This window comes from Streptomyces sp. NPDC048275 (assembly GCF_040652275.1).
Classification (GTDB): Bacteria; Actinomycetota; Actinomycetes; order Streptomycetales; family Streptomycetaceae; genus Streptomyces.
In genome coordinates, this window is the sequence record NZ_JBEZLR010000170.1 from 1 (window position 1) to 11122 (window position 11122).

Genomic DNA, 11122 nt, shown 5'->3' on the forward strand with positions numbered 1-11122 from the left:
GACAGAACCCCTCAGCAAGGTTCATCGTCCCAGGTCAGGAAGGCACTTTCGCATTTCCGCCCCGGAGTCAGCCGTCCCCAAGTGAAACGGTGAGGTTAGGCCGCGGCATACGCAGATTGATCAGAGATGGCGGGCGGGTGCAGGGCCTGCCCGAGCCGACCAATGGTGATCCTGGGCTGCGAGGCGGCGAAGCCATGGTTCAGCGGGACCGGTTGACGCCGGTAGTCCGTCTCCCGCCATAGGTCGGGGCGGCGTGGAGACGGACCGTATGTGGCCGGCCGGGGCAGGTGCCGGTCAGCCGAACTGGCCGGGCTGGTAGTCGCCGGCAGGCTGCTGGTTGATGATGTTGATGCGGTTGTAGGCGTTGATGACGGCGATGAGGGAAATCAGGGCGACGAGCTGGTCCTCGTCGAAGTGCTTGGCCGCGTTCGTCCAAGCCTCATCGGTGACACCACCGGCGGCGTCGGCGGTGCGGGTGCCCTGTTCCGCCAGCTCCAGTGCGGCCCGCTCGGCCTCGGTGAACACCTTGGCCTCCCGCCAGGCCGCGACCAGGTTGAGGCGCTGCACGGTCTCCCCGGCGTGCGCGGCATCCTTGGTGTGCATGTCGGTGCAGAAACCGCAGCCGTTGATCTGGCTGGCGCGAATCTTCACCAGCTCTTGGATCACGCCCGGCAGCGTTGAGTCCGAAATCGCCTTGTTGGCCGAGTTGATGTGCTTGAGGACCTTTCCTGCGAGGGGGTGGCCGAAATAGTTGAGACGCGATTCCACGGTGATCTCCTAGCCATGTAGCGGATACACACTACTGACCGGACAGCCCGGCGAGTTGTGACAGGAAGCCGAGTGTGATGTGCGTTTCATCGGCGGCTCGTCGAAAGGCGAGATCCGGCATGGTCGAGGACGAAGAACCAGGTAGAGGCCCGTGTCTGCGTGGTGTCGGCTCGCTGTGGGAGATCCGAAATGATCAGCTGGAGAAGCGGTCGGACGATGTCCATCGGATTCAAGTCCGGGGCACAGAAGGGAAGTTGCACGATGGTGCGCCAGTCGGGTGCGGGGCCAGGACCGTTGAGATCTCGGGGTGGTAACTAAGGCACTGTCGGCGGGTTGTCGGCGGGCCAGGTCGCGCTGATGGTGCGCCGGAAATCGAGAGACCCTGCGGCCTGGTACTGGAGGATGCCTACGTCACCGGTGCGAGTGCGGGGCACAAGGCTGAAGGGGGCCTGGGCACTTGGTCGTCATGTTGGGGGCGCGAGCGCAGATGTGGAGCGATGGCGTGAGCCGAGGAATGCGCTGATCTTGCTGGGGGTCCATACCCACATGAGCTGATGGATGCCCTCAGGCGATGCGGCAAGTGTCATCAGGATCAAGGGCTTACCGTCCAGGTAGAGCATGATGCCTGCGCGCCCGTTGACGTCGACAACGGCAACCTCGGCATCCCTCCAGTAATGCTTCGCGGCGCCGGCGGCTGCCAGGTGTATCACCCGTGCCCTGCCCAGAACGGGTACGCGAGCCGCCCCCTGGATGCCGTTGCCATCGGACACACTGACCACATCGGGAGTGAGCAGGGACTCCAAGGAAGCGATGTCCCCTTTTCGCGCAGCCGCGACGAACGTCTCCAGCAAGCGTCGGTGCTCCGCGGTGCTCACGGTTTCCCGATGTCCGTCCGACAGATGCTTGCGGGCTCGGCTCACAATCTTCCGAACATTGACAGGGCTGAGCCGGAGGATGGCGGCAATTTGCTCGTACGGGTAGTCGAAAGCCTCGCGTAGTACGTACGCCGCCCGTTCGGTGGGATTGAGCCTCTCCAGTAGAAGAAGCAGGGCCATTTCTACGGCCTCCGCCCGCTCAGCCCCCACCTCAGGATCCATGCTGGTATCGATGGGCTCAGGCAACCACGGCCCTATGTACGTCTCCCGGCGCGCCCGTGCAGACTGAGCAACATTGACGGCCAGGCGGGTTGTCGTACTCGTCAGAAAGGCCGACGGGTTAACCACTACCGAACGATCGGTGCGTTGCCAACGCAACCAGACCTCCTGCACCACGTCTTCCGCCTCGACCACACTGCCCAGCACCCGGTACGCAATGCCGAAAAGCCGACGCCGAAGAGGCTCGAAGACAGAAACAGCCTGATCGAGAGTGTTGGTTGGGGGGAGCGGTTCGGTATCCATACTGCAGCCTCCGATCTGGCGATTCTACCGGGGTGACTCCACATCCGCTGGACCGGGAGATAACAGATCGGCTACCACTCAGGGACACACGCTAAGTGACTGCCCCATTTCTATATGTCAGTGATTTCAATGCCCGGCCGTATTGCCTTTCACAGACGGCGGCACTCACTCAATGCGGCCTAATTGTGTGGAAACCCTGGGGCGCATTCTGTCGCGCCGGCGAAGGGGATCAGGTCGCTGCGGTACGGGATCTTGGAGGCCTGGGCATCGATTGCGGCAGCCGTCTGCCGGGGGCCGTCACCGAACCGGGGCCGGACGCAGACACTCTCCGGCCGCATCGCCGGATTCGCTCGCGAAACCGGTGGGGCATGCCCTCACCGGCGTGCCGGCTGACCGCTACCGGGACGCCATCCAGTCGGCATAGCGGGTGGGGGCGAGCCGGGCATCGTCCTTGCCCGTGAGGACATCTCCGCGAACGACGGCGAACATGCCGGCGGTGTCGTCCGTGGTGACGGTGCGGTCGTCGGAATGGGCCGCGAGAGTGATTCTGCCGAGTTCGTCGAGGAGGAAGACCTCGGGTCCGGCGACGTTGCGAATCCCTTGCAGCGGGGCGCCCACGGCGACTTCGGCGACCGCGTCGGCGACGTCCTGGGCGGCGATGGGCTGAATCGGGGTGGCGGGAAGACGGACGGTGTCACCGTCGGCAGTCCAGGACATGATCGCGTCGACGAACTCCATGAACTGTGTGGCGCGGACGATGGAGTACGGGATCGTTCCGGCTGCGAGAATCTTCTCCTGGAGGGCCTTGGCCCGGTAGTAGTCCAGCTCGGGAACCTGGTCCACGCCGACAATGGAGAGCACGACGAAGTGGCGCACTGCGGCTTTCTGGCCGGCAGCCAGCAGGTTTTCCATCGACTGCTGGAAGAAGGCCGGCGAAGCCTCGTCGAAGGTCGGGGAATTCGTCAGGTTGACGATGACGTCGGCACCGGCAACCGCCTTTTCCAGGCCCTCGCCGGTGATGACGTTCACGCCCGTCGACTGCGAGTGCGGCACTGCTTCGTGTCCGGCCGCATTCAGCTTCTTCACGACCTGTGATCCGATCAGCCCGGTGCCACCGAGCACTGCGAATTTCATGACGCACCCTTCCGCCGGGGAAGCTCATCCGTGTCACGGCTCACCAATCCACTGAAGCACGCGCACCGCAAGATTGCACACGGCTCCGTCTCTCGAACGACGGCTGTGGGGCGGCGGACGGATGTGCTGTGGCGGTACGCCGAGGAGGCCACGGCGACGAGCAGCAGCTGTATCGGACGGCCGGACCGCCGCTTCCGCCGGAAGCGGCGGTCCGGCGCCGGGATATCCATGACCCCGTGTGACAAGGTGTTTCCACGCACGGTATGTTCGTTGTGCACGCCTCGATACGTGGTTGCATATCTGTGCTGCAGCATTACCGGCGTCGGACCGGACGCCGACCGTTGCGACGCTGATGTGTCGCTGGACTCTCCTTTTCTTCTGTTCCGCGGATACGCGCGGCTGCAGTGCCAGGAGCCAGTCCCTTCGTCTCTGCTCAGCGACCTTTACCGGGAAGGATGCGATCGTGCCGGCAATCTTGATCCACGGCGTCCCTGACACCCATCGTGTAGGAACGGGGCAACCACTGGACGGTGCTGCAGAAGCCGGCCGAGGTCGCCGCAGCCCTTGAAGCGCACTGGAACCAGCCCAAGTAGATGCGCCGTGCGGGGAGTTGTGCCAGAGGGACGCCCTGCGACATCGGCTGGTGCCGCCGCGCCGGTGAGGCCACGGCCGGCGTACGGCAGCCACCCTTGCCGGGTATCGGCAGTGCGCGCTCCCGAGCTGCCCCAGGCGCGTCCCGACAGCGGTTGTCGCATCATTGTGTGTGCTCAGTTCAGCGCAGAGCGCACTACCTGCCGAACCATCGGGAAGCCGTCCAGCTCCGCCCTGATATCGGCGAGACTCTGGGCGGCCAGCGCCTGGCGCCAGGACTGTTCCGCCCGGCGCATGGCCGCGTTGACAGCACATATGCCTGTCGGCGGCGGTGACAGCTCGCCGATCTTGCCGCAGCAGCGGATCTCTGTGCAGTGGAAGAGCTGGGTGCCCCCCTCGATGGCCTCCACCACATCCAGGAGGGTGATGGCCTCAAGGGGCTTGGTCAGACGGAAACCTCCGCGCGGCCCGGGCACGGAGACCACGAGCTCGGCGCGGGCGAGCTGCTGCAGCTGCTTGTTCAGGTAGGAGGCCGAGAGGCCGTGAGCCTCGGCAAGCCGGGCGCTGCCCACCGGGCCGCCGCCGTTCATATCCAGGTTCAGCAGCGTGTGCAGAGCCCACTCGACACCTTTAGCCATTCGCATATTGCGGACATTACATGTCCAGGATCGAGCGTGGTAGTCCCCTGGCCTGCGGCTCTCGTCCGGGCTGGAGGGTGAAGAGATCTTGACATTGAATATCCGGGATATGTAGTGTCCAGAATATGCGGGTGCAGGCCCCGAGGGAGGCCACCGCAGCGGGCAGTCCGTGCGCACGGAGCACTGGCTGATCACTCGGCTTCGAAAACGGAGAAGTTCATGAAGGATGTCCTGATCATCGGCGGCGGCTTCGCAGGGGTGTGGAGCGCGGCAGGAGTCGTGCGCGCCGCCCGTCAGGCAGGCAGCGCCGGCGAGGAAATACGGGTCACGCTGGTCAACGGCGGCGATGACATGGTCATCCGCCCTCGCCTGTACGAGGACGCCCCGGAAGGCATGCGGGTCGCCCTCGACCGCCTCCTCGGCCCCATCGGCGTACGCCGCGTCACGGCGACCGTCACAGGCATCGACACCGAGGCGCACACCGTACGTGCTGTCGATCGCACTGGTCAGGAACTGGACCTGGCGTACGACAAGCTGGTGCTGGCCACGGGCAGCCAGCTCATCCGGCCCGACTTCCCCGGCTCGCAGGACATCTTCGACGTCGACACCCTCCCTGCGGCGGCCGCACTCGACAACCACCTGCGGCGGCTGCCCGAGCAGGCACCCTCCCAGGGCCGCTACACCGCCGTCGTGGTCGGTGCCGGCTTCACCGGTGTGGAGATCGCCACCGCGCTGGGCGAACGGCTCCAGGGGATCGCCGACCGCCAGGGCTCATCTGAAGGCGTCCGGGTCGTCCTGGTCGACCGTGCCGACGTCGTGGGCCTGGAACTCGGCCCGGGCCCTCGCCCCAACATCAACGACGCGTTCGACGAACTGAAGATCGAACGACGCCTGGGGCTCACCGTGGCATCGGCGACCCGCCAGGACGTCACCCTCTCGGACGGTGAAGTGATCCCCGCGGCAACCGTCGTATGGACGGCCGGTCAGGCCGCAAGCCCCCTCACGGCCCAGATCCCCGGCGAACGCGACCGGCTGGGACGGCTGAGCGTGGACGAGTACCTGCAGGTGATCGGAGTGTCCGACGTCTACGCAGCCGGCGACACCGCACTCGCCGCCGTGGAAGACGGGCAGATGGCGACGCAGAGCTGCCAGCACGCGCTGCCGATGGGTAAGTTCGTCGGTCACAACGTGGCAGCCGAGCTTCTGGGCAACGCCCTGCTGCCCTTCACCCCCGACCCCTACGTCACCTGCCTGGATCTCGGCCCCGCCGGCGCCGTCTACACAGAAGGCTGGGACCGCAAGATCGCGCTGACCGGGCAGGAAGCCAAGACCCTCAAGAAGAACATCAACGAGCTCTGGATCTACCCGCCGACTGACGACCCGGAGCAGTTCCTCGAGCAGGCAGGTCGCTTCTCCAACGGCTGACAGCCGACTGCGGCCGCGACAGCTCGGTAGGCCTCGCACCGCCGAATGATGACCAGCCACCGAACCGCCCGGTGCGCAGGGGCTCTTCGCCCCTCGCGCACCGGGCGGTTTCCTTATGGTTGCCCGTCGCTGAGGGGGCCTGCAGCGCCATCCGGCCGTCCGCAGCCGTTACACATGTGTGCGCACCGGCCGGGGAAGCCGGTGCGCATAGCCTGCCGCTCGTCAGGAGCCGGTCATGGCACGGTCAGCGGCGGACCACCTGGGGGGCGATGTCCTCGGTGAATCCGTGACCCGCGTCACGCAGCGACGCTGCAGCTGCTGCGCCGGCACTGCCGCAGAACGAGGCTTCCAGCGTTCCACCGAGTGTGGTGTTGACGGTTCCGTTGTGGGAGGTGTTCGCCATCGATGTCATGCTCCGCCTGCCGTCGGCGGTGGTGAAGGCGTAGGTGTAGTAGCCCTGGACGGTTCCCGTGTGGCCGTACACCGTCACGCCGCAGGACAGCTTCCTGGCGCGCAGGCCGAGTCCGTAGGACTGGTTTCCGTCCGCGGTGACCGGAACCATGGTCATCATCTGCTCCAACTGCGCGGAGGGAAGCAGCGCACCGGAGACGAGCGCGGAGAAGAAGCGGTTCAGGTCGCCCAAGAACGGATCTCTCGGACATTTCACGCTGCAGGCGGTGCTGAGTCGTGTGGGCCCTGAATGCGCCCATCGGGACGTGGCCTATCTCACTCCACGACACGATCAGCACGCAGGCCCGGTGTCAGATCCCACGTGCAAACCCGGCAATGTCACCGGTCTCGGCGACGGTTCCACCAGACACGCCTGGCCGCGGTGTCACAGATCGCGCAGCCGCCCGGTCCTAGTGACGAAAGCAATCGATTCGGCGCCGTGGTGAGAAAGGCGGATCTTCATGAGGGTTACTTGTCGCCGGAGACCAGCCTTGGCGCGCTTTGGCTTCGGCGGGGGTGACTCGGCGAGAGGCCGTGGCCAAGAGGGGCGTCGAACCATGGCGGGCGCCAAGGGGACGCGTCTTCAGCCGTCTAGCCGGCCGGCCGGGGACCCGAAGTCGGTGGGCCTGCACGCTCTTCCCCGTCCCGTGGCCGTGGTGGTGGGCGCCGGTGGCGTGTTCGGAGCGGCGCATGTCGGTGTCGGGTACGTGCTGGAGCAGCGCGGATTCGTCCCGGACATGATCATCGGAACCTCGGTGGGCGCCCTCAACGGGGCCATCGCGGCCGCCCACCCCGACACGGCCGCGCCGTGGCTGGACCACGTGTGGACCCAGTTGCGTCGCCGTGAGGTGTATCCGCTCGGCTACCTGTCCTCACGTGCCAGCGTCTTCACCGATCGAGGCCTGCGCCGGCTGATCGCTCGGTCTGGGCTGCCGTCGCGGATCGAGCAGCTGTCGGTCCCGTTCACCGCGGTGGCCACGGACCTGGACACCGGCGAAGCGGCGTTGCTCGACCACGGAGACCTCGAGTCCGCGCTGCTGGCCAGCGCAGCCATTCCCGGGATGCTGCCCCCGGTGGATCGTGAGGGCCGGACGCTCATCGACGGCGGGGTGATCGCCTACGTCCCGGTACTGGCGGCCCTGCAGGCCGGGGCGGCCAGCGTGGTGGTGGTGTCGACCGGGCCGGAGAGCTCGCCGTTGAGCCCCACCATCCCGCGCCGACGTGCCAGTGCGGTCGCCGCCAGGGCCGGGCTGCTGCTCTTGCACCATCAGATCGAGCGTGACCTGCACGAGGTGTCCCAGCACATCCCGACCGTCGTGCTGCCGACCGGCATCGAGGCCTGGCCCGCCCCATGGGACTTCGGTCATTCCCAGCGGCTGATCAGCACCGCGTCCCTCACGGCGGGGCGCTTTCTCGACGGGCTGCGCATCAGCGGGCCGGGCCTGTATCGGGCCGACGATCCTTTGGCGACATCGGCCGGTCCGGGCGCGGTATCGACTTCTTCCATATCGGGAGGCGACCTGTGAGCACCATCTCATTCCTCAACATCGGCATGCACGGGCACGTCAACCCGACGCTGCCGGTCGTGGCAGAGCTTGTTCGGCGCGGGCACACCGTGACGTACCACACCTCGCCCGCTTTCCGTGAGGAGATCGAGGCCACCGGCGCGACTGCGTACCCCTACTCCGGGGGCGACCAGCCGCTCCCCGATCCGCCGACGCCGGTCGGGTTCATGGAGGCGCTCGCGCGCACAACTGTGCGCTTGCTGCCCGCTGTACTCACCGACCTGCGCCGCGTCCGGCCCGACCTGATCGTCCACGACAACGCGTGCTTGTGGGGCGCAGTCGCCGCTCGCGAACTCGAGGTGCCGGCGGCGTCGTCGTACACCACATTTGCCTACAATCGGCATGTCCCCAGCCCCACCCACGGCTCGTGGGACCTGCTGGCCGCAGCGGCGACTCGGCCCCGCAGTCTTGAGGGCTACGTGTGGTCTCGTTGGGGGCTGCACCGCCACTTCGACACGCGTGGGCTGCCACTGGTCGACTTGGGAAACATTCGCCAGCCGCTCAATCTGGTCTACACCTCGCGGGCGTTCCAGCCTGCAGCCGAGGAGTTCGACCAGTCCTACCGGTTCGTCGGCCCAAGCATTGGCGCCCGCCCTGTCGACCCGTCGTTCCCGGCCGATCGGCTGGAGGACCCGGTGCTGTACGCCTCGCTGGGCACGGTGTTCAACGCCTCCCCGCAGTTGCTGCGCAGCTTCGCCACCGCGCTCGCCCCGCTGGGCGGCACCGTGATCGTCTCCACCGGGCAGACCGATCCCGACGCGCTGGGTCCGCTGCCGGCCAACGTCCTCGCCCGCCGCTCCGTGCCGCAACCGGAGGTGCTGGCCCGCGCGGCGCTGTTCGTCACCCATGGCGGGATGAACAGCGTCAACGAGGCCATGTACGCCGGGGTCCCGCTGCTGGTGGTCCCGCAGGGCGCTGACCAGCCGTTGGTGGCCCGTCGCGTAGTCGAGCTCGGAGCCGGCCTGTCGATCCGTACGGAGGACGTCACCGAGGACTCCGTGCGTGAACATGCCCGGCGCCTGCTCGATGACCCCCGGTTCCGGAAAGCCGCGACCACCCTGCAGGCCGCCCAGCGCGAGGCGGGGGGATATCGGCGCGCCGCCGACGAACTCGAGCAGTACCTGCACGCCGCGGGCTCGGCCGGTCAGCCGGCTCCCCTAGATCCGTCACAGCGAGGCTGAGCGATGTCACCCATCGTCGTCGTTCTGCTGCTGTTCGCCGGGGCGTCGGAGGCCGCCGGGCGCATTCTGCCTCTGGTGGTGCACCGGCCTGGCATGTCGCGGACTCTTGTGTCCGGGTTGATGCTGGCCGGTGGCATCGTCGAGGGTGCTGTGTTCGCGCTGTGGCCGCTGACCGCGTGGACCCTCGCCGAGATGGTGCTGTCCTCTCCACCGTCAGGCGCCGGGTTGGAGTGGACACCGGACCTGCTTGTCCCGCTGGTGCTCGCTGCCGTCCTTGCGTTTCCGTTGCTCGGGCCCTTGCTCCACCTGTTGCTCTTTGTGGGGGTCGGGGCCGGTCTGGCCGGCCCGCTCGCGGAGGCGACCGGGCTGGGCTGGTGGAGCGCTGCCGGTTGCGTGGCCGCCGCCGGGGCCGGGCTCGGTGTCGCTGTGGAGGCTGTTCGGCGCCTGGTCGTGAAGATCAGTGCGACAGAGGTGCGGGAGTCGATCGCATGAACGGTTATCTGCTCTGGGGCTGCGCGCTTGGGTCGGCTCTGCTCGCCGAAGCTCTGCTGGCCCGCTACGAGGTGCTGGCCTATGGCGCCGGCTGGCGGGCCCCTACCACCGAGCTCCCGGCGGGCATGCCCTATGCCCGGGGTGCGGCCCCTGACAGTCCCCCGGATGCCTACCTGGTCTACCTCGACGGCATCGGCAAACGCCGCGTACGCGACACTCGGGACGGCGGCCAGCTCGTCAAGGCCCTGATCGCCGGAGCGCCGGAGCTGCGGGTGCTGGGTCAGGTCCAGCCCTACTCGCCACTGGCCGACCCGCTTGCTGAGCGGCCGGTGTGGGCGTGGCTGCGCCGCCGTATCGGGCTGCTGCTGTTCCTGCACAATGTCATGCAGACCTTCGTCGCCGCCGACCATCGGTACCGCCCCCTGTACAACCGGGCCGTCGGCTCCCAGATCGCCACTCAGCTCCGGTTCGCCGGCTACCAGCCCGACAGCGGTATCCCCGTGGTGCTGCTCAGCTACAGCGGCGGTGCCCAGGTCGCCACCGGCGCGGTTGACGAACTGCACACCCAGCTACGTTCCCCGCTCCTACTGATCACGCTCGGTGGGTTCCACAACGGCGCCAACGACCTCACCCATGCCGAGCACTTGCATCGGCTCACCAGCGCGAGCGACCGGATCGAGCGGGTCGGCACCTGGATCTTCCCCCAGCGCTGGAGGCTGTTCCGCCGTAGCGGATGGAACCGCGCCGACCGCGCCGGGAAGATCACCGTGCATCGGCTCGACCCGGCCACGCACGTCGGGCCGCTCAGCTACATCAGCCGGGAGGCTCGGCTGCCCGATGGCCGCAGCCACCTCGACCGCACCGCCGACACCGTGATCGCGATCATCCGCGACCAGCACAGCGCGGCCGCGGCGACAGGCGACTCGTTGCCGTGAGGGCCTCGACCAGAGCGCGCAGCGGAGGGTCCGGCATGGTTGGTCGCGAAATCGACCCTGTCGGGCGCCTCCGCCGCGGCTTCGTCGGCTGAACTGCTCACGGAGGGGGCAGGAGTCGACCCGTCCCGCGCCGGTCGCCGTCCACGAGGACCAGCCTGTCGGGCGAGGCGACCGCCAAGGCGTTCCGCGACCGGATCGGGGCGGCCTTCGCGTCGTGCCTGGGCCGGATCGCCGCTGAGGAGACCGAGCGGACACCGGGGTTCACGTCCCTGGTGTCCGCGCAACTGGCTTGCCTCGTCACGCTCCGCTACGTCCTCGCGGTCGAGTCGCCGGCCTGTTCGACTTCGAGGACTGATGGAGTGGCTCGTCGCGACATCCCCAGCTCTTGTGGAGGGAGCGGACCTCGGGATGCCCGGTCGACGGGCAGGAGGAGGAGCGTTTTGTAAGCGGCAGGTCAGACACTCCATGTCGTTGGGATGTCAAGCGGGCTGGGGGGAGGCGTGGTGTGACCACGCGGTTGCTTCGTCGTAAGTGGTTCGGGTCCTG

At 67.4% G+C, this 11122-nt stretch carries 9 protein-coding genes and 1 pseudogene; 5 read left to right on the forward strand and 5 right to left on the reverse strand.

Annotation, left to right across the window (positions count from 1 at the left end):
* Window positions 1–294 precede the first annotated feature (294 nt).
* The 4 genes from AB0D57_RS45905 to AB0D57_RS45920 form a co-directional block, all read right to left on the reverse strand.
* Complete coding sequence (locus AB0D57_RS45905; RefSeq protein WP_362088467.1) at window positions 295–768, reverse strand: carboxymuconolactone decarboxylase family protein; 474 nt, start codon at window positions 766–768, stop codon at window positions 295–297.
* 464 nt (window positions 769–1232) lie between these two features.
* Window positions 1233–2165, reverse strand: a complete 933-nt coding sequence (locus AB0D57_RS45910) for an RNA polymerase sigma-70 factor (protein WP_362088468.1) — start codon at window positions 2163–2165, stop codon at window positions 1233–1235.
* Between the two features lie 396 nt (window positions 2166–2561).
* Entirely contained in the window at window positions 2562–3299 is a 738-nt protein-coding gene (locus tag AB0D57_RS45915; RefSeq protein ID WP_362088469.1) for an NAD(P)H-binding protein, read from the reverse strand.
* 767 nt (window positions 3300–4066) lie between these two features.
* A complete protein-coding gene (locus AB0D57_RS45920) occupies window positions 4067–4528 on the reverse strand; it encodes an Rrf2 family transcriptional regulator (protein ID WP_362088470.1) in 462 nt (153 codons plus the stop codon).
* A gap of 219 nt (window positions 4529–4747) precedes the next feature.
* Here AB0D57_RS45920 and AB0D57_RS45925 point away from each other — a divergent pair, with 219 nt between their 5' ends.
* The gene (locus AB0D57_RS45925) at window positions 4748–5953 is read left to right on the forward strand and encodes an FAD-dependent oxidoreductase (protein WP_362088471.1); all 1206 of its coding nucleotides are present in this window, start codon (window positions 4748–4750) and stop codon (window positions 5951–5953) included.
* Between the two features lie 244 nt (window positions 5954–6197).
* Here the strand turns inward: AB0D57_RS45925 and AB0D57_RS45930 are convergent.
* Window positions 6198–6590, reverse strand: a pseudogene (locus AB0D57_RS45930) (serine hydrolase); the annotation flags it as partial.
* Between the two features lie 370 nt (window positions 6591–6960).
* Between AB0D57_RS45930 and AB0D57_RS45935 the strand changes: the two are divergent.
* From AB0D57_RS45935 to AB0D57_RS45950, 4 genes are read left to right on the forward strand one after another with little or no spacing between them, the layout of a single operon-like run.
* Window positions 6961–7929 carry a patatin-like phospholipase family protein gene (locus AB0D57_RS45935; RefSeq protein WP_362088472.1) on the forward strand — a complete coding sequence of 323 codons (969 nt, stop codon included), beginning with the start codon at window positions 6961–6963 and terminating at the stop codon, window positions 7927–7929.
* Window positions 7926–9149: a macrolide family glycosyltransferase gene (locus AB0D57_RS45940; RefSeq protein WP_362088473.1), complete on the forward strand. Its 1224-nt coding sequence runs from the start codon at window positions 7926–7928 to the stop codon at window positions 9147–9149. Before AB0D57_RS45935 ends, AB0D57_RS45940 begins: the two co-directional genes overlap by 4 nt.
* 3 nt (window positions 9150–9152) lie before the next feature.
* On the forward strand, window positions 9153–9641 hold the full coding sequence (locus AB0D57_RS45945) for a hypothetical protein (RefSeq protein ID WP_362088474.1): 489 nt from the start codon (window positions 9153–9155) through the stop codon (window positions 9639–9641).
* Window positions 9638–10576, forward strand: a complete 939-nt coding sequence (locus tag AB0D57_RS45950; RefSeq protein ID WP_362088475.1) for a hypothetical protein — start codon at window positions 9638–9640, stop codon at window positions 10574–10576. Before AB0D57_RS45945 ends, AB0D57_RS45950 begins: the two co-directional genes overlap by 4 nt.
* Window positions 10577–11122 lie beyond the last annotated feature (546 nt).

What these genes read in the sequence shown, in the direction of transcription:
- AB0D57_RS45915 (WP_362088469.1), bottom strand. Translation starts at nt 3,299, where the DNA reads ATGAAATTCGCAGTGCTCGGTGGCACCGGGCTGATCGGATCACAGGTC.
- AB0D57_RS45935 (WP_362088472.1), top strand. Translation starts at nt 6,961, where the DNA reads ATGGCGGGCGCCAAGGGGACGCGTCTTCAGCCGTCTAGCCGGCCGGCC.
- AB0D57_RS45945 (WP_362088474.1), top strand. Translation starts at nt 9,153, where the DNA reads ATGTCACCCATCGTCGTCGTTCTGCTGCTGTTCGCCGGGGCGTCGGAG.
- AB0D57_RS45925 (WP_362088471.1), top strand. Translation starts at nt 4,748, where the DNA reads ATGAAGGATGTCCTGATCATCGGCGGCGGCTTCGCAGGGGTGTGGAGC.
- AB0D57_RS45920 (WP_362088470.1), bottom strand. Translation starts at nt 4,528, where the DNA reads ATGGCTAAAGGTGTCGAGTGGGCTCTGCACACGCTGCTGAACCTGGAT.
- AB0D57_RS45950 (WP_362088475.1), top strand. Translation starts at nt 9,638, where the DNA reads ATGAACGGTTATCTGCTCTGGGGCTGCGCGCTTGGGTCGGCTCTGCTC.
- AB0D57_RS45910 (WP_362088468.1), bottom strand. Translation starts at nt 2,165, where the DNA reads ATGGATACCGAACCGCTCCCCCCAACCAACACTCTCGATCAGGCTGTT.